Source organism: Hylemonella gracilis ATCC 19624 (assembly GCF_000211835.1).
GTDB lineage: Bacteria > Pseudomonadota > Gammaproteobacteria > Burkholderiales > Burkholderiaceae_C > Hylemonella > Hylemonella gracilis.
In genome coordinates, this window is the sequence record NZ_AEGR01000093.1 from 135,317 (window position 1) to 156,733 (window position 21,417).

The following is a 21,417-nucleotide window of genomic DNA, read 5'->3' on the forward strand; positions in this document are numbered from 1 at the left end:
GCATGACACGTTCCGCCGCCCCCACCCGTCCACGCGCCGCCGCCTCCGCGAGCTCGGTCGCGCTGTACCAGCAGGTCAAGGACTACATCGCCCGCAAGATCCAGGACGGCAGCCTGCGCCCGGGTGACCGCTTGCCCTCGGAACACGAGCTGGTGGCGCATTTCGGCATCGCGCGCATGACGGTCAACCGCGCCCTGCGCGAGCTGACCGAGCAGGGCCGCATCGTGCGCGTGGCGGGCGTGGGTAGTTTCGTCGCCGAGGCCAAGCCGCAGTCCACGCTGCTGCAGATCGCCAACCTGGGTGGTGAGATCCGGGCCCGTGGTCATGACTACCGCTGCGACATGCTGGTGGTCGAGCGGGTCGCCGCGGCGCTGGACATCGCGGCCGCGCTGGACGTGCGCACCGGCGAGTCGGTCTTCCATTCGGTCTGCGTGCACTTCGAGGATGGTCTGCCCATCCAGCTCGAAGACCGTTACGTCAATCCGCGCGTGGTGCCCGATTACGGCCAGCAGGACTTTCGCCAGCAGCAGCCGTCGGAGTACCTGGTGCGCAACGTGCCCTTCGACGAAATCGAGCACGTGGTGGATGCGGTGCTGCCGACGGCCGAGCAGGCCCAGCAACTCCAGATGCCCGCCACCCAGCCTTGCTTGCTGCTGACGCGCCGCACCTGGACCCGCAGCACCCCCGTGACCCTGGTGCGCTGTCTGCACCCGGCCAACCGCTACCGGCTGGGCAGCCGCTACCACGCCGACGGCAACGCCGTGCACACCTGAGGCGGCGCACCCTTCGTTCAACTGCTTCCGTATTCACGTTCGTACTTGTCTAGACAGGAATGCCATGACCGCTGACTCCACCCTCTCGACCCTGACGCTCACCCCGGGCGACGTGCCCCTGGCCCATTGGCGCGCGATCTACCGAGGCGCGGCACTGCGCCTGGACCCTGCTTGCGCACCGGCCGTGGCCGCCAGCGCCGAGACCGTGGCGCGCATCGTCGCGCGCGGTGAACCGGTCTACGGCATCAACACCGGCTTCGGCAAGCTGGCCAGCGTGCGCATTCCCGCCGAGGATCTGGAAACCCTGCAGCGCAACATCGTGTTGTCCCACGCGGCGGGTGTGGGTGAGGCCACGCCGCTGCCGGTCACGCGGCTGATGATGGCGCTCAAGCTGGTCAGCCTGGCCCAAGGCGCCTCGGGCATCCGCCCCGCGACGCTGGCCTTGCTGGAAGCCATGCTGGCGCGCGGCGTGATCCCGGTGGTGCCGGCCCAGGGCTCGGTCGGTGCCTCGGGCGACCTGGCGCCGCTGTCGCACATGACGGCGGTGATGATCGGCGTCGGCGAGGCCGACACACCGAGCGGCCGCCTGCCGGCCGCGCAGGCCTTGGCCAGCGTGGGGCTGGCCCCGGTCACGCTCGGGCCCAAGGAAGGCCTGGCCCTGCTCAACGGCACGCAGTTTTCCACCGCCAACGCGCTGGCTGGATTGTTCGAAGCCGAGCGCCTGTTCCAGTCGGCCTTGCTGACCGGGGCACTCGCCACCGACGCGGCCAAGGGCTCGGACGCGCCCTTCGATCCGCGCATCCACGCCCTGCGCAAGCACCGCGGTCAGATCGCCACCGCCGAGGCGCTGCGCCAGCTGCTGGCCGGCAGCGCCATCCGCGCCTCGCACCTGCAAGGCGACGAGCGCGTGCAAGACCCGTACTGCCTGCGTTGCCAACCGCAGGTGATGGGCGCCTGCCTGGACCTGCTGCACCACGCCGCTTCCTTGCTCGAAACCGAAGCCAATGGCGTGTCCGACAACCCGCTGATCTTCAGTGCGGACCATGGCGGCGAAGCGCTCTCCGGCGGCAACTTCCACGCCGAGCCGGTGGCCTTCGCGGCCGACATGATCGCCATGGCCATTTGCGAAATCGGCTCACTGGCCGAACGCCGCATCGCCATGCTGGTGGACCCGGCGCTCTCGGGCCTGCCGGCCTTCCTCACGCCCAAGCCCGGCCTGAACTCCGGTTTCATGATCCCGCAGGTCACGGCCGCCGCCCTGGTCTCGGAAAACAAGCAGCGTGCCTACCCGGCCAGCGTGGATTCCATCCCGACCTCGGCCAACCAGGAAGACCATGTGTCCATGGCCGCGCACGGCGCGCGCCGCTTGTTGCCCATGGCCGAGAACGCCATGGCCGTGATCGCCATCGAGTGGCTGTGTGCGGCCCAGGGCTGCGACTTCCACGCGCCGCTGCAAACCAGCGCACCGCTGAGCGCCGTGCGCGCGCTGCTGCGCCAGCAGGTGCCGCACCTCGACGAAGACCGCCACATCAGTCCCGACCTGCAGGCCGCCATCGGCCTGGTGCGCAGCGGTGCCTTGGTGCAGGCGGTGGCGACGCCCGTCTTGCCGGCCCTGGCCTGAGTTGGCCTCGCCTTCGCTGTAGCCCCACCCTGAATCAAGTTCTCACCCAACCCGTTTCAAGATCTGTCCCAGGAGCTTTCCATGACCACCACCACCGACCCCCGCCTGGACCCGACCCGCGTGATCCGCGCTCCGCGCGGCAACACCTTGCACTGTAAGAACTGGATCGCCGAGGCGGCCTACCGCATGATCCAGAACAACCTGGACCCGGACGTGGCCGAGAACCCGCAGGCTCTGGTGGTCTACGGCGGTATCGGCCGCGCCGCGCGCAACTGGGAATGCTTTGACCAGATCTTGGCCAGCCTCAAGAACCTGAACGAGGACGAATCCCTGCTGGTGCAGTCGGGCAAGCCCGTGGGCGTGTTCAAGACCCATGCCAACGCGCCGCGCGTGCTGATCGCCAACTCCAACCTGGTCCCCAAGTGGGCCAACTGGGAACACTTCAACGAGCTGGACCGCAAGGGCCTGTTCATGTACGGCCAGATGACGGCCGGCAGCTGGATCTACATCGGCGGCCAGGGCATCGTGCAAGGCACCTTCGAGACCTTCGTCGAAGCCGGCCGCCAGCACTACAACAACGACCTTTCGGGTAAATGGATCCTGACCGCCGGTCTGGGCGGCATGGGTGGCGCGCAGACCCTGGCGGGTGTGCTGGCCGGCGCTTGCGTGCTGGCCATCGAATGCCAGCAGAGCAGCATCGATTTCCGCCTGCGCACGCGCTACGTGGACAAGCAGGCCAAGGACATCGACGACGCGCTCGCGCTCATTCAACACCACACGGCGAAGAAGGAAGCGGTCTCCATCGCCCTGCTGGGCAACGCGGCCGAGGTCTTGCCCGAGCTGGTGCGCCGGGCCAAGGCGGGTGGGGCGAATGCGATCCGGCCCGACATCGTCACCGACCAGACGTCGGCCCATGACCTGATCAACGGCTACCTGCCCCCGGGCTGGACCGTCGCGCAATGGAAGACCGCGCAGCGCGACCCGGCCCAGCACGCCGCGCTCAAGGCCGCCGCCGCGAAAGGCTGCGCGGTGCATGTGCAGGCCATGCTGGATTTCCAGGCCATGGGCATCCCGACGGTGGACTACGGCAACAACATCCGCCAGGTTGCTTTCGACGAGGGCGTGAAGAACGCCTTCGACTTCCCCGGTTTCGTGCCCGCCTACATCCGCCCCCTGTTCTGCGAAGGCAAGGGGCCGTTCCGCTGGGTGGCGCTCTCGGGCGACCCCGAGGACATCTACAAAACCGATGCCAAGCTCAAGGAGCTGTTCCCGCAGAACAAGCACATGGTGCGCTGGCTGGACATGGCGCGCGAGCGCATCGCCTTCCAGGGCCTGCCCGCGCGCATCTGCTGGCTGGGCCTGGGCGAGCGCCACATCGCCGGCCTGGCCTTCAACGAGATGGTGAAGAAGGGCGAGCTCAAGGCCCCCATCGTGATCGGTCGTGACCATCTGGACACCGGCTCGGTGGCCAGCCCCAACCGCGAGACCGAAGGCATGAAGGACGGCACCGACGCCGTGAGCGACTGGCCGCTGCTCAACGCCCTGCTCAACACCGCGGGCGGCGCCAGCTGGGTCAGCCTGCACCACGGCGGTGGCGTGGGCATGGGCTACTCGCAGCACGCGGGCATGGTGATCGTGGCCGACGGCAGCGACGCCGCGGCCGAGCGCCTGGCCCGGGTGCTGGTCAACGACTGCGGCTCGGGCGTGATGCGTCACGCCGATGCAGGTTATGAACTGGCGATCGAGACGGCGAAGAAGTTTTGCTTGCAGCTGCCCATGCTGCGTTGACGCGCTACGTCAGAACGCAAAAACGGTCGCTGTCAGAACCGCCTCATCCCCTCCGCACCATGCCCCTCCACTTCTTCGACCGCCAGCAACTGCCCGCCACGCCGTGGAAAAACGGTGGTGGCGTCACGCGTGAGATCGTGTGCCAGCCGCCCGGCGCGGGCATGGATGCCTTCGACTGGCGCGTCAGCATCGCCCACATCGCCAGCGACGGCCCCTTCTCGCGCTTCGAGCAGGTGGACCGCGTCATCACCTTGCTCGAAGGCGCGGGTGTGCGCCTGCGCAGCGCCGACGGGGCCTTCGACCACCGGCTGGACCGTCCCTGGGAACCGTACGCTTTCGCGGGCGAGGCCCCGGTACAGGGTGAATTGATCGCGGGGGATTGCCATGACTTCAACGTCATGGTGCGCCGTGGCCGTTGCCGCGCACGGGTGGTGGTGGTCCGTGAGGCTGCCACGCTGCCCGACACAGAGGCAGGGCTGGTGATGGCGCTGGCGGGGAGCTGGCAACTGACGCGTGCCGCCAACCGGTCCACCGAGGCCCTGGCCGCGGTCCGCGCGGACCGAGGTGCTGAGTCCACCTCCGACCGAGAGGCCGTGTGGACGCTCAAGGCCAACCAAGGGCTCTGGTGGCAGGATGGTGGCGGTCCCGCAAACCTGTGGCCGGAGGTGGACACATCTTCCCCCGCCTCCGTCGCCTTGCTGGCCATGTCCATCGAACGGGAGCCCGCATGAATGCCCAAGAACTGCCCAGCGCCGATGGCGTCTGGACCAACCTGACCCTGGCACCCGAAGCCTGCGCGCCGGGCTCCGCCGCGCTGCCCGATGCGGCTCTGGTGGTCACCGAGGGGCACATCGCCTGGCTGGGTCCACATACCAATCTGCCCGCCGAGTACGCGACCCTGCCGCGCCACGACTCGCAGGGCGCCTTGGTCACCCCCGGCCTGGTGGACTGTCACACCCACTTGGTCTACGGCGGTCAACGCGCCAACGAATTTGCCCTGCGTCTGGCCGGCGCCAGCTACGAAGACGTGGCCCGCGCGGGTGGCGGCATCGTCTCCAGCGTGCGTGCCACGCGGGCCGCGAGCGAGGACGAGCTCTTGGCCCAGACCGCGCCGCGCCTGCAGGCCCTGCTGGACGAAGGCGTCTGCGCCATCGAGATCAAGTCGGGTTATGGCCTGAGCCTGGAACACGAACGCGCGCAGCTGCGGGTGGCGCGGCGTCTGGGGGAACAGTTTGGTGTGACCGTGCGCACGACCTTCCTGGGCGCGCACGCCTTGCCGCCGGAGTACGCGGGCCGCAGCCAGGCCTACATCGACCTCGTCTGCCAGGAGATGATGCCGGCCCTGGCCGCCGAAGGCCTGGTCGACGCGGTGGATGTGTTCTGCGAGCGCATCGCCTTCACGCTGGCCGAGACCGAGCAGGTGTTCCGCGCCGCGCGGGCGCTGGGCCTGCCGGTCAAGCTGCATGCCGAGCAATTGTCGGACATGGGCGGCGCGGCGCTGGCCGCGCGTTACGGGGCGCTGTCCTGTGACCACATCGAACACCTGAGTGCCGAAGGCATCGCCGCCATGCGGCAAGCCGGCACCGTGGCCGTGCTGCTGCCCGGGGCTTATTACTTCCTGCGCGACACGCACCTGCCCCCCATCGCCGCGCTGCGTGCCGCGGGCGTGCCCATGGCCGTGTCCACCGACCACAACCCCGGCACCTCGCCCGCGCTCAGCCTGCTGCTGATGATGAACATGGCCTGCACCCTGTTTCGCCTCACCGTGCCCGAGGTGCTGGCGGGCGTGACCCGCCACGCGGCCCAGGCCCTGGGCCTGCAGCACAGCCATGGCAGCTTGGCGGCGGGGCGGCCCGCGAACTTCGTGCTGTGGCCCCTGCACGATGCGGCCGAGCTGGCCTACTGGCTGGGCCACAAGCCCGACTGCACCATCGTGCGCCAGGGGCGCGTCGCGCGCACCGCTGGGCGCGGCTGAGCAAACGCCCAATGAACACGAAAGTTCCTGCATGTCACCCACCCGTTTCCTGGACGAACTGACCGCCACCCTGGGCGCGGAGCTTGTGCTGCCCGGCCCGAACGTGCCCGAGACCTACCTCACGGACTGGAGCGGCGCGCCGCCCGTGCGGCCCCTGGCCCTGGTGCGCCCACGCAATACCCAGCAGGTGAGCGAGCTGATGCGCTGCTGCAGCGCGCACCGCGTGCCCGTGGTGCCCCAGGGCGGGCGCACCGGCCTGGCGGGCGGGGCCGTGCCCGTGCCGGGCAGTGTGGTGTTGTCGCTCGAACGCATGCAGGCCATCGAGCAGGTCGACGCCCGCACCGCCGTGCTCAAGGCCCAGGCCGGCGCAACCTTGCAGGCGGTGCAGGAAGCGGCGCAGTCCGTGGGCCTGCAGTTCGGCGTGGACCTGGGCGCGCGCGGCAGCTGCCAGATCGGCGGCAACGTCGCCACCAATGCCGGCGGCAATGGCGTGCTGCAGTTCGGCATGCTGCGTGAACAGGTGCTGGGACTGGAGGTGGTGCTGGCCGACGGCACGGTGCTGCCCATGCTACGGCCCATGATCAAGAACAACACCGGCTACGACCTCAAGCAATTCTTCATCGGTGCCGAAGGCACGCTGGGCATCGTCACGCGCGTGCTGCTGCGCCTGCGGCCCTGGCCTGGCGCGCGCACGACAACGCTGTTGGCCTTGCCGCATTTCGACGCGGCGCTGGATGTGCGGTCCCGCCTGCAGGCCCGCTTCGGCAACGATGTGGCGGCCTTTGAGCTGATGTGGAACGACTTCGTGCAGACCTCGCTGGCCTGGCAGCAGTTGCAGCCGCCATTCGCGCAGCCCCATCCCTTGCTGGCCTTGGTCGATCTCGACGGCCGCGACGAGGACTGCCTGCGTGCGGCCGTGGAAGCCTTGCTGGACGAAGCGCTGCAAGCCGGTGAGGTGAACGATGCGGTGCTGGCCCAGTCGACCACGCAGGCGCGCGCGCTCTGGAAGTTGCGCGAGGCGCCCGCCGAGTTCCCCAGTCGCCTGCACCCGCCCATCAACTTCGACGTCAGCCTGCCGCAGGCCGACATCGGCCGTTTCGCCGAGGCCTGCCGCGCGACCCTGGACGCCCGCTGGCCGGGCCACCTGACCCTGTTCTTTGGCCATGTGGGCGACAGCAATCTGCACGTCACCACCGACGGCGCCAGCATCGGTCAGCAAGCCGAGGTGCTGGAGGAGTTGCTGTACGAACTCGTCGCCCGTTTCCAGGGCAGTGTCTCGGCCGAGCACGGCATCGGTCTGCACAAGAAACCGTACCTCGGTCTCAGCCGCACGCCGCAGGAACTGGCAGCCATGCGCGCCATCAAGCAGGCGCTGGACCCGCTGAACCTGCTCAACCCCGGAAAGATCTTCGGTCTATGACTGTCTTGTCCAACACCTCGCCCGATCTGCTCATGTCCGTGGCCCGACCGCAGGCCCGCGGCCTGCCGGACTACAACGCCGGTCTCTCGCCCGCCACGGTGCGTCAGCGCTACGGTCTGCCGCCCGAGCAGCCCCTGGCTTGCCTCGCCAGCAACGAGAACCCCTTCGGCGCCAGTGCGGCCGTGGCGCGTGTGCTGGCCGAGCTGGCCCAAAGCGGCGAACTCAGCCGTTACCCCGACGCGCGGTGCACGGCCTTGCGCGCCGCCATCGCGGCAGGCACAGGCGTGGCGCCCGAGCACCTGGTGTTCGGCAACGGCTCGGAAGATTTGCTCAAGCTGCTGTGCGAGGTCTTCCTGCAACCGAGTGACCGTGTGCTGACCCAGCGACCGGCCTTCGGCCTGCACGAGATCTACCCGCGCATGATGGGCGCAGACCTTGAACTGCTTGACCTCACCGAGGCCATGACCTTCGATATCGAGGCCTGGTGCGCCGCGCTGGCGCGCGGCCCCAAGCTGGCCTTTGTGCCCAATCCCTCCAACCCCGTCGGCTGTGCCTTCGACCGCGCAGCCATGAAGCGCCTGCTGGCCGCCACACCAGCGCACACCGTGCTGGTGCTCGACGAGGCTTACTACGAATACGCCCGCCTGGAGCCGGACTATCCCGAAGTGCTGGAACTGCTGCGCACACGCAGCGGCCCCTGGATCGTGCTGCGCACCTTCTCCAAAGCCTGGGGCCTGGCGGGCCTGCGCGTGGGTTACGGCATGGCCAGTGACGCGGCCCTGATCGCCTTACTCGACAAAGTGCGTTCGCCCTTCAACGTCAACCATGCCGCCCAGTGCGCTGCGCTGGCGGCCTGGAACGACCCCGCACACATGCAGGCCAGCGTGGCCCGCACCGTGTTGCTGCGCGAAGCGCTGGCCGCGCGTCTGAAGGCGCTGGCTCAAGCGGCTCAAGCGGACGAAACGGGCCAAACGGGCCAAACGGGCCATCCGCTGGCGGGCCTGCGCATCGCGCCCTCGGCGGCCAACTTTCTCTTCCTGGATCTGGGGCGCCCCAGCGGCCCGGTGGCCGAGGCCTTGCTGGCCCAGGGGGTGATCGTCAAGCCCTGGAAGGAGCCCGGTTTCACGCACTGCCTGCGCGTGTCCATCGGCAGCGAAGACGACAACCTGCGTTTTGTCCAGGCGCTTACGCAGGCGATGACACCGGTCGTGGCGCAGCCCCTGGGCGCCATGGAACCCATCTCGGAGCCCACCCATGGCCATGCCCAAGCCGCCTGAAACCCGCGCGTTCCCGACAGACCTTGACCTGCGGCGTGCGCTGTTCGCCGCGCACGCTTTGCTGCCCGGGGGCTGGACACGTGACGTGCTGTTGCAGTGGAACGCGGACGGTGAATTGACCGCCGTTCGGCCCGGCAGCCGACCGCCGCCAGGTGTGCCGCAGGCGAACGGCCCCGTGCTGCCTGGCTTGCCCAATTTGCACTCGCACGCCTTCCAGCGCGCCATGGGCGGCCTGACCGAATACCGCGGCACCGCGCAAGACAGTTTCTGGAGCTGGCGCGAGCTGATGTACCGACTGGCTGGCGCCATCACGCCCGAGCAGTTGGAGGCGGTGGCCACCGGCCTCTACGTGGAGATGCTGGAAGCGGGCTACACCCACGTCTGCGAGTTCCACTACGTGCACCATGACAGCGACGGGCGGGCCTACGCCGACGACGCCACGCTCGCGCTTTGCCTCTTGCGTGCGGCGCAGACCGCCGGCATCGGCCTCACCCTGCTGCCGGTGCTCTACCAGACCAGTGGTTTCGGCGGCACGCCGCCCAGCGCGGGCCAGCGTCGCTTCATCCGCCGCACCGACAACATGCTGGCCCTGATCGACCGTCTGCGCCCGCTCTGCGCGGCGCAAGGTACGCGCCTGGGCCTGGCGCCGCATTCGCTGCGCGCCGTGCCGCCGGACGCCTTGCGCGAGGCCATCGCGGGCCTGACGGCGCAGGACCCGACGGCCCCCATCCACATCCACATCGCCGAGCAGACCGGCGAAGTCGATGCCTGCCTGGCCTGGAGCGGCCAGCGCCCCGTGCAGTGGCTGCTGGACCACGCGCAGGTGGATGCGCGCTGGTGCCTGGTGCACGCCACCCACATGGACGCCGACGAATACCGCCGCGCGGCGGCGACCGGCGCGGTGGCCGGGCTCTGCCCAAGCACCGAAGCCAATCTGGGCGACGGCATCTTCGATCTGCCGCGCTGGCTGGCTGCGGGTGGCCGCTGGGGTGTGGGCTCGGACAGCCATGCCACGGTGAACGCCGCCGAGGAACTGCTGATGCTCGAATACAGCCAGCGCCTGGCCACCCGCCAGCGCAATGTGCTGGCCACGGCCGGGCAGCCCCAGGTGGCCACCGCCATGACCCTGGCCGCTGTCGCGGGTGGCGCGCAGGCCAGCGGTCACTTGAACCATCCCGATGGCGCTGGCGCTGGCGCTGGCGCTGAAGCAGGCCTGGTGGCCGGCCAACGCGCCGACCTGGTGGAGCTGGACGCCACGCATCCTCTGCTGCAGGGCTTGGACACACCCGAGGACATGCTTGCCACCCATGTCTTCGCCAGTCACCGCCAGTCGGCCATCGCCCGCGTCTGGGCCAGCGGCCAACTGCGCGTGCAAGATGGACAACATGCCCAGAGCGCCCCCGCGCGCGCGGGCTTCATCCACGCCCGGCGTCAACTGCTGGAGAACACCCGACCATGAACTTCACCACGAACGAGCCGCCTTTCCACTTTCGCCAGGGCAAGCGCCCGCTGTTGATCTCCATGCCGCATGTGGGCACCCATGTGCCGCCCGCGCTGGCGCAGCGCCTGACCGAGGAAGCGCGCGGCGTGCCCGACACCGACTGGCACCTGGAGCGGCTCTACGACTTCGCCGACGAACTGGGTGCCTCGGTGCTCGTGGCCACGCATTCACGCTACGTCGTTGACCTCAACCGCCCGCCGGATGGCAGCAGCCTCTACCCCGGCCAGAGCGTGACCGGCCTGTGCCCGGTCGACACCTTCGACGACACACCGCTCTACCGCAACCCGGCCGAACAGCCAGATGCCGATGAAGTCGCCGCGCGCCGCGAAGCGATCTGGCGGCCTTACCACGCGCAGCTCGGCGCCGAACTCGCTCGCCTCAAGGCCGTGCACGGCGTGGCCGCCCTGTGGGACGCGCACTCCATCCGCTCGGTCGTGCCGCGCTTCTTCGAAGGCCGCCTGCCCGACCTCAACCTCGGCACCGCCGACGGCGCCAGCTGCGACCCGGCCCTGGCCGAGCAACTGCTCGCGATCGGCCGTCAGGCGGGGCAGAGCGGCTACAGCGCCGTGCTCAACGGCCGCTTCAAGGGCGGCCACATCACCCGCCAACACGGCCAGCCTGCGCAGGGCGTGCACGCCATCCAGCTGGAGATGACGCAGGCCAGCTACATGATGGAGCAACAGCCTTTCGACTACCTGCCTGAGAAAGCCGTGGGCATCCAGCCTTGGGTGCGGCGGATGCTGGAGGCGGTGCTGGCGTACGTTGAGAAGCGGTGACGCTGGTGAACCCGCTCAGGCCGGTTGCGCGCGGCGTCTGACCGAGGCCGCGTCGTTCAGCCTGGCGAGGCTGCGCAGCGTCTCCACGCAGGCGCGTGCGACTTCCAGGCCCTTCTTGACGAAGTGCTCACTGAAGAACTTGCGATGCTCCTCGTGTTCGTGAAAGTCGTGGGGCGTCAGAACGGCCGAGAAGATGGGCACGCTGGTTTGTAGCTGAACCTGCATCAGGCCATTGATGACCGCCGCTGCGACGAAATCATGGCGATAGATGCCGCCGTTGACCACCAGTCCGCAGGCGATGATGGCGTCATAGCCGCCCGTCGCGGCCAGGCTGAGCGCGTGCAGCGGAATCTCAAAAGCGCCAGGCACCTGAAAGTGTTCGACACGCGGTGGCGTGGTCCAACTTCGCAACAGCTCGGCACGTGCCGCCGCGACCGCGTTGGCGACGATGTCCTCGTGCCAGCGCGCGCTGAGGATGGCGATGCGCCGCGCATGCGAGCCTGCTGGCTCGGGCGCATCGAGAGTGGGGATGGTGGTGAGGATCTGATTCATGGATGAACTCGCTGAGAGTGATGGCCAGAATCAGGGCGCACGCGGAACCGCCGGGCGCGCCCTGCGGCGATCCCGGCTGACCACGCGATCTCTTTCATCCGGACTGTCACCGTCGGCTCTGGCATCGCACCAGATCTGCTGACCCCGGCGTCCACAAGGGCGGATGCCGGGCGCTCGCGGGCTTTTGCAGTTGCCTGCAATTACCGCCGGTGGGGAATTGCACCCCGCCCTGAGAACGCTGCCGACCACGAGGATCGGCGGGTGCATTCTAGTGAGGTGTCATGGGTGCAGTGCCAGCGACTGGGGTCGATGCGCATTTCCCTGCCATGCAATAGCGATCAATAGATTGATCGCACCCTTGACGCCTGTCCAGTCTGGAGAGGAGTAGGGGGTCTTGCGATAAGCCGTGGTGGCAATTCGAAAAAATGCCACGCCCATCTCCTCTTATCCGTAGAAGCTCTTACGGACGGACGAGGCCGAACCTGCCAACACAAGATGGGCCCACACAAGAAAGATTAATCAACCTCTTGCTGTTGTGGGGGAGTCAGTATGGGGGTTGGGTTTCAATGGACTGCTGCGAATTGACAGGCGCAGGCACCGCGTGCTGTGCAGGAGGACTACCCTTCAGTGCAGCGTAGAGTGGTGTTTCGGAGAAGGCAACCCCGCCCATAAATGCCGCGAGTAGCAATCCCAACAGCCAAGCATAGAAGGAGACAGGCGTATGCTCGTAGAGCCATTTAATGGTGAGCTTGTTTGGCAACTCAGGATCCCCAGACTTTGGCGCAATTGCGTTGCTGGTAGCAACCTGCTGTGTGACTGACAACTCTAAAGTGACCACTGCTTGGTTTAGCAAGCCAATGGCGCGATTGATGCTTCCTGTTGCGTCGTTTGGGCTGCCCAACTTGGATGAGACATCTGCGGTACGGACTGTCTGCTTGAACTCCGATTGAATCGTGGAATCGAACGACAGCAGGGGAGCAACTTGGTCGGACCAGCGCAGGAATTCGGTATGACTGGGAAATGGTGACGAGCCACCACGCTCAAGCTGGAGTTTTTTTAGCGCTTCAAGCACCGACTTATTCATACATGAGGCCTAACGCCTAAGCTCTGCGGCTGCCTTAGGCCGTTCGCTCGAGCGCAAAGTTAGAAATTTGCGCGGCATATCTGGGAAGACCTTCGTACCGAGGCGTTGGATCTAGTGTGTCGCCGCCACGCCCCTGAAAAACCAGGAAACCCGGCGAAAGTACGGAGCAAAGCCGGCGCCAAATCCGTCGGCAGTGGGGCAACACGTTTGCCGCTTCAGGCCGCCCCAAGTTGCGGCCTTGCTTTTGTCGGGCTGCCTTTCGAGGTGTCCGTGGGCCGAAACTTAACCGGAGCTGGCTCGCGCAGCAGGCTCGACAGAGCCTGCCCCGAACTCACTTGTTCTTCATCTTCCCCTTGGGCATCACCGCCGTGGTGGGCGGGACGGGGCGGGTGGACACGGACGAGGATTCCGGCGGAGGGCTGGTGTCCTTCTTGGGTTTCTTCGCCATCTTGTCGTTGCGTTGTACGCCTTTGGGCATGGTGCCTCCTGGTGGGGTGGTTGGGTTCGCGCGATCTTAAGTCCGGCGCGGCGCGAATCAAGCGGGCTGGTGCAAATCCCCGGCGTGGCGGGTCGCGTGGTGTTGCGCCCACACCAAGGCCCCCAGTCCCAGCAGGCACAGACCCAGCATCAGCCACAGGCCGTTGCGGTAGGCGGCGGCTGGGGTCCACATCACGCCCAGTAGCCAGGGCGTGGCGGCGCGGCTCAGGGCCTGGGGCAGGCCCAGCGCGCCGTTGAGGCTGGCGGCCTGGCCGCGGTCCACGTACTCGGCCACGGCCGTGCCCTTGACGATGGTGAGCATGCCGTTGCCCAGGCCGTAGAGGGCGACGAAGAGCAGCACCAGGCCGATCTGCACCGACAGCGCGTAAGCCGCGAAAGGCGCGGCCAGCAGGGGGGCGAGCAGCAGCGTGAGCAAGGCCAGCGGCACCAGGGTGGGGATGATGCGGTTGACGGTGTGCAGGCTCCAGCGTGCCTCGAAGAAAAAGAGCAGGGCACGCCCCGCCACCTGCACCACGCCGATCAGCGCCGGCGCCAGGATGGCCCAGGCTTCGGGCAAGCCGTAGCCGCGCAGCAGGCTGACCAGGTGCGGCGGGATGGCGGCGACCACGCCCATGAAGAGCACGATGAACAGGCCCACCAGCAGGTAAGGCGCGCTCAGCAGGTGCTGGCGCAAGGTGGACGGGTGGGTGGGCGGCTTCCCCGCGCTTGCCTTCTCTTCTTGCAGGTCGTAGTCGCCGCGCTTAGGTCCCGGCTTTGCGGACCGCGCCTTGACGGTGCCGTGTTCTGGCCGTGGCGCACCGCGCAGCACACGCCAGTGGATGGGCGCGCAGACCAGCAGGTGCAGGGCGGCCAGCGGCCACAGCGCATGCCGCCAGCCTAGGGCGTGGATGAGCCCGGCGATGAGCGGGATGAAGACCGTGCTGGCCAGCCCGCCCAGGAAGGTGACGATGATGATGGCGCGGCGGAAGTCTTGCGGGTAGCGGCGGATGATGACCGCGAAGACCGGCGGGTACAGCGCACCGGCCAGGCCCACGCCCAGCAACACCCAGACGGCGTGAAAGGCCGCGAGGCTGTCCACTTGGCTGTGCAGCAGCAAGCCCAGGGCCAGCAGCAGCGAGCCGCCGACCATCACCGCGCGCTCATGGCCCTGGTCGATCCAGCGCCCCACGGGCCAGGCCATCAGACCCTCGGCCAGCAGTGCCAGGCTGAAGCCCAGCGAGGTTTGTGCGCGGGTCAGGCCCAAATCCCGTTCCACTGGCTCCAGCAGCAGGCCGAAGAGGTAGAACACGCTGCCCCAGCTGATCAGTTGCGCCAGAGACAGCCAGCCGATGAAGCGCCCGGGCGGTGGTGGTGGCAAAGGGGCAGGGGGCGAGGTGCGAGGCGCGGTGGGGGAAGTCGGGGAGGCCGCAGAAGCAGGGTATTGCGGCGAAGTGCTGCGCGTGGGCATGGGGCTCATTATGATGAACGCCTGCACTGGCCCGGCGGCTCGGCGGCCCGCGCGCCGCTCACGCCATGTGCTGCTGGCCTATTTCGCATCGGTTTCTGTTTCTGTTTTCGTATCCGCACCCTCGCGCTGTTCCTTGAGATGCACCGAGGGCTGTCTCTTGTTGTTTGCTTCCCCGCCCCATGTCCACACTCAGCGCCTCCACGCGTCGCAGCGTTTTGTTGTTGTCTTGCGCCACGTTCTCCAGCATGGCCGTGCAGCGCCTGTGCGATGCCATGCTGCCCGAGCTGTCGCGTGAATTCAACGTGGGCCTGGCCGAGGCGGCGCGCACCATCTCCTTCTTCGCCGTGGTTTACGGCCTGTGCCAGTTGTTCTACGGCCCGCTGGGTGACCGGCTCGGCAAGTTCCGCGTGGTCACTTGGGCCACGCTGGGCTGCAGCGCGGGCTGCGTGCTGGCTGTGTTCGCGCTGGGGTTGGACATGCTGGTGGCCGCGCGCATGCTCACGGCGCTGGGCGCGGCGGCCATCATTCCGCTGTCCATGGCCTGGATCGGCGACAACGTGCCCTATGCCCAGCGCCAGGAAACCCTGGCCAAGCTCGCCCTGGGCACCACGCTGGGCCTGACCAGCGGGCAGGTCTTCGGTGGCCTGTTCACCGACACCCTGGGCTGGCGCTGGGCCTTCGTGCTGATGACCTTGTTGTTCGGCGTGGCCGGTGTGCTGCTCTGGCGCGAGGGCCGGCGCATGGCGCGCCAGCAAGGGGGCAGCGCGCAGGCGCCACAAGGCGAGGCACCCCGACTGGGTTTCGTCACGCAGGCCTGGGCCATCGTCACCGGGCGCTGGTCGCGCGTGGTGCTGATCGTGGCCTTGATCGAAGGCGCCACGGGTTTTGGCGCGCTGGCCATCTGGGCCACCCACTTGCACGAGGCGCTGGGCCTGAGCCTGAGCGCGGCGGGCGTGGTGGTGGCGCTGTTTGGGCTGGGCGGTGTGCTCTACATGGTCACGGCGCGCTGGCTGATCCCGCGCCTGGGCGAGGCCGGTCTGGTGCGTCTGGGCGTGTCCTTGCTGGGGCTGGGCGCGCTCGTCGTCGCCTATACGCCCCTGGCCTGGCCGGCGGCGCCGGCCTGCCTGGCGGCGGGTTTCGGCTTCTTCATGCTGCACAACACCATGCAAACCAATGCCACGCAGATGGCGCCCGCCGCGCGCGGCACGGCCGTGTCCCTGTTCGCGGCCTTTCTCTTCATTGGCCAATCCATCGGCGTGCTGCTGGCCGCGGCGCTCGCCGCCCGGCTGGGCTCGGCCCCGACCATCGCCGGGGCTGGGGTCATTCTGTGCGCCTTGGGCTGGGGCTTCGCGGTTTTGTTGCGCCGCCGGCATCTGCCTGCCGAAGCCGTGTGAGTGTGCCGTTGCGCAGGCAAGCGTAGCTGCGCAGCAAGTTGAGCGTGACTCAGGGTTGGGCCAGTGCGGGACGGTACTGCAGGGCCTCGGCGACATGCTCCGTGCCGATGCGTTCGGCGCCGTCCAGGTCCGCAATGGTGCGCGCCACCCGCAGGCTGCGGTGCAGGCCACGCCCGCTCCAGCCCAGACGCTCGGCCGCCTGGCGCAGAAAGCCGAGGGCGTTGTCGTCGGCGTGAGCGTGGCGCTCCAACTCCTGGGGCCCCAGGTCTTGGTTGATCCGGCCCTGGCGGGCATGGGCCCGCGAACGCGCGGCGATGCAGCGCGCGCGCACGGTGGCGGAAGATTCGGCGGCACCCGTGCCCAGCAGTTCACCGGGGGGCAGGGCGTTCACGCCCACGTGCAAATCAATGCGGTCCAGCAGCGGCCCGGACAAACGCGCTTGGTAGCGCTTGATCTGGTCGGGCGTGCACCGGCAGGACCGCGTGCCGCTGCCCAGGTGGCCGCAGGGGCAGGGGTTCATCGCGGCGACGAGCTGGAAGCGCGCGGGAAATTCCGCTTGGCGTGCCGCGCGGGCGATGCGGATGCGCCCGGTCTCCAGGGGTTCGCGCAGCGCTTCGAGTGCGCTGCGCGAGGTCTCGGGCATTACCTGGATTTTCATGTCTGTTGCTTTCCTGCGCCAGGTGAGACGTGTAGTCTGGTGGCAATAGCTCACAAGGGTCAACGCCATGGGAAGCGGATTTGTCATTAGAAAGTTCAACCCGTCAGAGTACTTTGGCACTGAAGAGCGACTGCGCGCACTTTCCGCTGAAATGCTGGCGCACCCGATGGAAAAGGGCCAATTCCTGCAGTTCTTCCATGTGCCTCTTTGCTTCATCGAGAGGCAAGGGCAGATACATCGAGAAGGTAGCCTCTTTTTGGTGCATGTCTCGGTTAATAGCCGTAGCCATCACGGAGATACGGTGCACACATATGCGAAGAGTCTGGTGCCTTGGTTGACCTATCTGGAAGAACGCGCAGTTGATCTTCATGATGTAACAGAAGAGCATTTCAGCGCGTATAGAAATCAATTAGTGCGCGTTGCAGAGCTCTCATCTAGCGCGACGAACCTGAGAATTCAGGTGGCAAGCTACTTTCACCTTTGGGGGCAAACAACTACCAAGGCCCCAAGCCCGCTCGGCGAGTACCTAGTTGCAAGGTCTGAGCGTCGAACTGCAGATTGGCGAAGACGTCTTAGCCCACTCATAGAGCATAAGGAACCGCGCTATCTCGGCCTGGAAGCTTGGGTGCGGATACGAGAAAGTAGCGCGCAGCCTTGGCGGCTGATGTTCTGCTGGGCAATTTGCACGGGGCTGCGTCGATGGGAAATTTGCAACCTTAGATTGGCTGATCTGGATTTATTGCTACAGGATATTCAACCTGATGTTCCTGCAATTGTGTTCTCTCCAGTTCGGAAGGGTGGAAAGCGGCGGAATGTGTATGTGCCCATTGGCTTGATTCGTGAGACCAAGTGGTGGGTTGACTGTGAGCGCCCGCTAAGTGGAGGCTCTGATCCCCGCGGCTACATATTTGTCAGCAAGCGAGGAGGACAAATTGAGCGCAACTATTTTTCACGGGCCTTTCGCGCAGTGGCGAATCGCGCCGAGACCACGGCGACCTTACATCACCTGCGGCACGCTTTCGCAATGATGGTGTTGGATTGGTTACCCGACATTACCAAAGTGGACCGTGGAATCAATCCACTGAAAATCATCCAGGAACTTTTGGGCCACGCTAGTCAGGAGACCAGCGAGGTGTACTTGAGGGCAAAACGGGGGTTTGAAGAGGCTACAGCTGCATATCTGGGGCAAAAGTTTCTGAGAGAGGGCGCCAATGGCAAATCGCCTTGAGAGAAAAGCTACGGTGAGCTTGCTCTACGAAATCAGAAATTCGTTCGGAGATTTGCTGCTGAGCCTCGATTTTGGACGGCTCCCCGTTGGGGATGTGCTAAAGGCGTCATTTCGTCTTGCCTTCGAGGGGCAGTTTGGTCACTTGACACCAGCAACACAAAAGCAGAGTTTTTCCAGTCTTCGGAAGTTCAGCGAATACCTGCAAACAGTTGACTGCGGTGTAGACGCGCTCTCAGAAAAGGCCCTGCAAGGTTTTACAGATGCTCTGAGTAAGAGCGATCGTAAGAATGCGACAAATCAGAGTGTGCAGAACGTCGTTAGATCTCTGCTCATATATGCGGTCAGGCAGAAATATCCGGGCATGCCAAGAAGTCTTGACGACAACGTCGTAGGGTTTCGCAGAGAGGAAGTGATACCTCGCACAATAATTTCTCAGGATCTCAGGAGAAAAATTTGGGATCTTTGCCAAGAAGAGATTGAACAGATCGAGAAGCGGGTTGCGGCAGGCACCTGGGCGATGCGAGTTGCAGAGAATGAAGGAATTTCCGAATTGGGGGATGTGCTGCGTGCGCTTCTTGAAATCGCACCAGGATATGTAAAAAAAGAGATTGTTCGGAAGGCGGTACCGGGCTTAGTGCAGCGAGTAACGGCGCTCGGCGGATTTCGGTACGTGTATTCGCATGTTTTTTTGACGTACCGTGATCTCTTGCCCTTTTATTTGGCAATTCTTGTGGAAACAGGAGGAAATCCCGAGGCCATCCACAAAACACCAAGAGACTGTTTTATCAAGCATCCGAGGCAAGAGTTGGTTCTATTTGTTTGGGAGAAAAAGCGTGCGCATCGTGAGCAGATCAAGGGCTCACCAGTAAACAAGGAGTGGTCGGTTGCCGGTATTGCTAAAAAGCTTCTGGCGCTCAATGAAAATCTCGTGCCATTAGCACGTCCCGCTGACCGAAGTTTTCTGTTCCTTGCGAGTAACGGTGCAAGTGTGCGCCGTTCGTGTACTCAGCTTTTGCATCTCTACTTGGAAGAATTTCGAGACAAGCATGGGCTGGAGCGTTTCACATTCAGGCAATTCCGGGATGCGCTGGCTGAAGAAGCTTATCTCTTTGGATCAGTTGACGCCGCGCAACAAAAACTAAATCATCGTAGCGCCCAGACGACAAAAATTTACCTGAACACACCGGCCATCCGAGCAGCCAATGAAAAAATCATTGTGCAGTTTTCAGGACTGATCGAGAGCAGTGCGAGATCTATAAGCACCTCGCCGAAGCGAGAGAGCCATATGCCCGAGACTGGGCCATTCAACACAGTGTTCGGGTTTGGTTGTAAAGACCCACTAGGTGGGATCGCTGTCGGATCTCAAAAAGGAAAGGTCTGCGAGCAGTTCTTTGGCTGCGGTACGTGTCCCGGTGCAATTATTTTGCTGGATGACCCAACGAACATTGCAAAGCTACTTGCTACGGTTGCTCATCTGAAAAAGGAGCGGAGCCGCGCTTTGAGAGAAGGATGGAGTCTGCGCTTCGAGAAACTTTGGGAGCCAACGCTGCAGGTAATTGAGCGCGACCTTTTGCCAAAAGTTACCCCTGAAATATTGAGACTGGCTTCTGAACGGATTGTTCCAGCCCTGCCGAGACTGGAATAAATATGCTTGAGCGTACTTATGAGAGTCGAACGCCAACCGTTTGGAAACTGGCTGCACATCCTCAAGGGCGGCCAGTGGAAATTTTGCGCTGGGACAAGTTTTTTCCCACCGAGATTGGAGACAAAAGCCAACGTGAACAGCTGCGTGAGCAGTGCCAAAGCTTCTTAGATGCTTGGGTACTCAAGATAGGGCAATCTGGTAAACCGCCCAGCCCTGCTACTGTCTACTGTCAATTCGCGCGCATGCGAACTTTTGTCCGTTGGATGATCGCGAACAAGATTTGGTCATTTTCGAAGCTCGCACCAGAACATATTGAGGCGTTTTTCCGCACGCTGGTCACAAGTAAAGAGGAAGGCGGTTCTGGAGTAACCCGCGGTGGCACATTGAGAATGTACGTGTCTTTTCTTGGATACCTTTGGACATTGCGCGGCCATATCCCGCGCGCCGTTCGATTTGACACGCGTGAGGTGGCAACGGCGCTTAAGAGGCGCCTCGTAACGGAAGATGGAGATGGGTGGAAACCGCTAGAAGAGACGGCTTGTCTCGAATTGCTGCGTGACGCGATTTACTGGGTGGAGGAGGTCGCTCCCGACGTTAAGACACTCATTCAATTTATCTATGAACGCAGGGGGAAGGTGGTTGCAAAAACAAAAGCGAAACGAACCCAAATACTCCGAGAGATTTATGAGGAGATGGCTGAGACTGAAGCCTACAAAAGAGTTGAGCATTACCTAGGTCGCAATTTCGAGACCAAATCACTCCTTGTTCGAAATGCCTATCGAATGACGTTTGGGGCAGCACTAGTGGCGATCTTTGGGCTTGTTGGATTGCGTTCTGGAGAGGTAATGTGTCTTGCTCGTGAGTGCATCAGCGAAGATGGAAGCAGCGGGGAGAAGATGTTTCGTCTCCGCTCGATCGAGTCCAAAAGACATCGATATCGCACCTGGGCGACGAGCCGTACCGTACGCGATGCGGTCGAAGCAATCCACTGGATGCTTCCTTGGGGCGAATCTGGTGACCAGAGATTGCTTCAGGTCTTTGGTGGCAATACGCCAGTGCCTCTACTTGGACGAAAGACTCGTCCAATGCCACAAGAATCGATCAATAAGCTGCTTAACCAATTCGCAAGCAGTCCTCATCGGAAATCTCCCCTCAATGAGTCGGTATATCCCCATCGATTCAGACACTCATTCGCCAGGTTTGTGATGAGACGCGATAAACGCGCCCTAGGGGCACTTGCTGAGCACTATGGGCATGTGTTTCGCTGGATCACAGATCAGGTTTATGCCTCCGGCCGAGATCGGAGCATGCTCTTGATGCTTGAAGATGCCGAGCTTAACGATATGCGTGAGGGCTATCGCAGGCTTCTTACCGCGACGGCCGTAGCTGGTAAGGGCGCAGAACAACTTGAACTCATGAGGCAAGAAGTTGCAAGCGGAAAATTTCAGGGGAAAGCCAGTATGGAGGCGATGATTGAAGCGCAAATCAAGCGCGGCATTCTCAAGCTGGCTCCATGCAGCTGGGGGTACTGTGCCTATGAGCAAAGTCTTTCGGCGTGCAGAGGCACTCAGCACCGTCCAAATGATGTGACACGGAATCCTGCACTGTGTGCTTCCTGCTCCAACTTCCTCGTGACATCGGAACACAAATCTTTCTGGGAAGAGCGCTATCAGCAAGATGAGGAGTTTCTCAAGCGAGAAAATATTCCTGAACAGTCGAGACTCTTTGTTGAATCTAGGATAAAGGTTTCGGGAGAAATTTTGAGGAAATTGATCTAGGT

At 64.4% G+C, this 21,417-nt stretch carries 17 protein-coding genes, 1 pseudogene and 1 riboswitch; of the genes and pseudogenes, 13 read left to right on the forward strand and 5 right to left on the reverse strand.

Going from position 1 to position 21,417, the window contains the following annotated elements; all coding sequences use genetic code 11:
- The first annotated feature begins 2 nt into the window (after positions 1–2).
- From hutC to hutG, 9 genes are all read left to right on the forward strand, one after another.
- The gene (hutC, locus tag HGR_RS14670; protein ID WP_006299114.1) at positions 3–773 is read left to right on the forward strand and encodes a histidine utilization repressor; all 771 of its coding nucleotides are present in this window, start codon (positions 3–5) and stop codon (positions 771–773) included.
- 64 nt (positions 774–837) lie between these two features.
- Positions 838–2,394: a histidine ammonia-lyase gene (gene hutH, locus HGR_RS14675; RefSeq protein WP_006299115.1), complete on the forward strand. Its 1,557-nt coding sequence runs from the start codon at positions 838–840 to the stop codon at positions 2,392–2,394.
- Between the two features lie 81 nt (positions 2,395–2,475).
- Positions 2,476–4,182 (forward strand): urocanate hydratase, encoded by a 1,707-nt coding sequence (hutU, locus tag HGR_RS14680; RefSeq protein WP_006299116.1) that lies wholly within the window; start codon positions 2,476–2,478, stop codon positions 4,180–4,182.
- Between the two features lie 59 nt (positions 4,183–4,241).
- Positions 4,242–4,913: a HutD/Ves family protein gene (locus tag HGR_RS14685; RefSeq protein ID WP_006299117.1), complete on the forward strand. Its 672-nt coding sequence runs from the start codon at positions 4,242–4,244 to the stop codon at positions 4,911–4,913.
- Positions 4,910–6,157 (forward strand): imidazolonepropionase, encoded by a 1,248-nt coding sequence (gene hutI, locus HGR_RS14690; protein ID WP_006299118.1) that lies wholly within the window; start codon positions 4,910–4,912, stop codon positions 6,155–6,157. Before HGR_RS14685 ends, hutI begins: the two co-directional genes overlap by 4 nt.
- Before the next feature lie 31 nt (positions 6,158–6,188).
- Positions 6,189–7,577: an FAD-binding oxidoreductase gene (locus HGR_RS14695; RefSeq protein WP_006299119.1), complete on the forward strand. Its 1,389-nt coding sequence runs from the start codon at positions 6,189–6,191 to the stop codon at positions 7,575–7,577.
- Entirely contained in the window at positions 7,574–8,854 is a 1,281-nt protein-coding gene (locus tag HGR_RS14700) for an aminotransferase class I/II-fold pyridoxal phosphate-dependent enzyme (protein WP_006299120.1), read from the forward strand. The genes HGR_RS14695 and HGR_RS14700 overlap by 4 nt, the downstream gene beginning before the upstream one ends.
- Entirely contained in the window at positions 8,832–10,313 is a 1,482-nt protein-coding gene (locus tag HGR_RS14705) for a formimidoylglutamate deiminase (protein ID WP_006299121.1), read from the forward strand. Before HGR_RS14700 ends, HGR_RS14705 begins: the two co-directional genes overlap by 23 nt.
- Positions 10,310–11,131, forward strand: a complete 822-nt coding sequence (gene hutG / locus HGR_RS14710; protein ID WP_006299122.1) for an N-formylglutamate deformylase — start codon at positions 10,310–10,312, stop codon at positions 11,129–11,131. Before HGR_RS14705 ends, hutG begins: the two co-directional genes overlap by 4 nt.
- Before the next feature lie 15 nt (positions 11,132–11,146).
- On the opposite strand, the gene HGR_RS14715 is transcribed toward hutG, so the two are convergent.
- The 4 genes from HGR_RS14715 to HGR_RS14720 form a co-directional block, all read right to left on the reverse strand.
- Complete coding sequence (locus HGR_RS14715; RefSeq protein ID WP_006299123.1) at positions 11,147–11,683, reverse strand: 6,7-dimethyl-8-ribityllumazine synthase; 537 nt, start codon at positions 11,681–11,683, stop codon at positions 11,147–11,149.
- An 82-nt stretch (positions 11,684–11,765) separates the two neighbouring features.
- A riboswitch (FMN riboswitch) is annotated at positions 11,766–11,924 on the reverse strand.
- A gap of 303 nt (positions 11,925–12,227) precedes the next feature.
- A complete protein-coding gene (locus HGR_RS17410) occupies positions 12,228–12,767 on the reverse strand; it encodes a hypothetical protein (RefSeq protein ID WP_138922550.1) in 540 nt (179 codons plus the stop codon).
- 331 nt (positions 12,768–13,098) lie between these two features.
- Positions 13,099–13,245 carry a hypothetical protein gene (locus tag HGR_RS17595; protein WP_006299124.1) on the reverse strand — a complete coding sequence of 49 codons (147 nt, stop codon included), beginning with the start codon at positions 13,243–13,245 and terminating at the stop codon, positions 13,099–13,101.
- Between the two features lie 57 nt (positions 13,246–13,302).
- Complete coding sequence (locus tag HGR_RS14720) at positions 13,303–14,712, reverse strand: MFS transporter (protein WP_138922551.1); 1,410 nt, start codon at positions 14,710–14,712, stop codon at positions 13,303–13,305.
- 179 nt (positions 14,713–14,891) lie between these two features.
- Between HGR_RS14720 and HGR_RS14725 the strand changes: the two genes are divergently transcribed.
- Positions 14,892–16,106, forward strand: a complete 1,215-nt coding sequence (locus tag HGR_RS14725) for an MFS transporter (RefSeq protein ID WP_006299127.1) — start codon at positions 14,892–14,894, stop codon at positions 16,104–16,106.
- 49 nt (positions 16,107–16,155) lie between these two features.
- On the opposite strand, the pseudogene HGR_RS14730 reads toward HGR_RS14725, so the two are convergent.
- A pseudogene (locus HGR_RS14730) lies at positions 16,156–16,746 on the reverse strand (ATP-binding protein); the annotation flags it as partial.
- Positions 16,747–16,831: 85 nt separating this feature from the next.
- Here HGR_RS14730 and HGR_RS17115 point away from each other — a divergent pair.
- Genes HGR_RS17115 through HGR_RS17420 form a run of 3 tightly spaced genes read left to right on the forward strand, consistent with a single transcriptional unit; the run spans position 16,832 to position 21,415 of the window.
- Entirely contained in the window at positions 16,832–17,992 is a 1,161-nt protein-coding gene (locus HGR_RS17115) for a tyrosine-type recombinase/integrase (RefSeq protein ID WP_081463560.1), read from the forward strand.
- Positions 17,976–19,637 carry a hypothetical protein gene (locus tag HGR_RS17415; protein ID WP_138922553.1) on the forward strand — a complete coding sequence of 554 codons (1,662 nt, stop codon included), beginning with the start codon at positions 17,976–17,978 and terminating at the stop codon, positions 19,635–19,637. Before HGR_RS17115 ends, HGR_RS17415 begins: the two co-directional genes overlap by 17 nt.
- A gap of 2 nt (positions 19,638–19,639) precedes the next feature.
- Entirely contained in the window at positions 19,640–21,415 is a 1,776-nt protein-coding gene (locus tag HGR_RS17420; RefSeq protein WP_138922554.1) for a site-specific integrase, read from the forward strand.
- Positions 21,416–21,417 lie beyond the last annotated feature (2 nt).

Coding starts and splice junctions, on each gene's coding strand:
- hutC (WP_006299114.1), top strand. CDS start 3: ATGACACGTTCCGCCGCCCCCACCCGTCCACGCGCCGCCGCCTCCGCG.
- hutH (WP_006299115.1), top strand. CDS start 838: ATGACCGCTGACTCCACCCTCTCGACCCTGACGCTCACCCCGGGCGAC.
- hutU (WP_006299116.1), top strand. CDS start 2,476: ATGACCACCACCACCGACCCCCGCCTGGACCCGACCCGCGTGATCCGC.
- HGR_RS14685 (WP_006299117.1), top strand. CDS start 4,242: ATGCCCCTCCACTTCTTCGACCGCCAGCAACTGCCCGCCACGCCGTGG.
- hutI (WP_006299118.1), top strand. CDS start 4,910: ATGAATGCCCAAGAACTGCCCAGCGCCGATGGCGTCTGGACCAACCTG.
- HGR_RS14695 (WP_006299119.1), top strand. CDS start 6,189: ATGTCACCCACCCGTTTCCTGGACGAACTGACCGCCACCCTGGGCGCG.
- HGR_RS14700 (WP_006299120.1), top strand. CDS start 7,574: ATGACTGTCTTGTCCAACACCTCGCCCGATCTGCTCATGTCCGTGGCC.
- HGR_RS14705 (WP_006299121.1), top strand. CDS start 8,832: ATGGCCATGCCCAAGCCGCCTGAAACCCGCGCGTTCCCGACAGACCTT.
- hutG (WP_006299122.1), top strand. CDS start 10,310: ATGAACTTCACCACGAACGAGCCGCCTTTCCACTTTCGCCAGGGCAAG.
- HGR_RS14715 (WP_006299123.1), bottom strand. CDS start 11,683: ATGAATCAGATCCTCACCACCATCCCCACTCTCGATGCGCCCGAGCCA.
- HGR_RS17410 (WP_138922550.1), bottom strand. CDS start 12,767: ATGAATAAGTCGGTGCTTGAAGCGCTAAAAAAACTCCAGCTTGAGCGT.
- HGR_RS17595 (WP_006299124.1), bottom strand. CDS start 13,245: ATGCCCAAAGGCGTACAACGCAACGACAAGATGGCGAAGAAACCCAAG.
- HGR_RS14720 (WP_138922551.1), bottom strand. CDS start 14,712: ATGCCCACGCGCAGCACTTCGCCGCAATACCCTGCTTCTGCGGCCTCC.
- HGR_RS14725 (WP_006299127.1), top strand. CDS start 14,892: ATGTCCACACTCAGCGCCTCCACGCGTCGCAGCGTTTTGTTGTTGTCT.
- HGR_RS17115 (WP_081463560.1), top strand. CDS start 16,832: ATGGGAAGCGGATTTGTCATTAGAAAGTTCAACCCGTCAGAGTACTTT.
- HGR_RS17415 (WP_138922553.1), top strand. CDS start 17,976: ATGGCAAATCGCCTTGAGAGAAAAGCTACGGTGAGCTTGCTCTACGAA.
- HGR_RS17420 (WP_138922554.1), top strand. CDS start 19,640: ATGCTTGAGCGTACTTATGAGAGTCGAACGCCAACCGTTTGGAAACTG.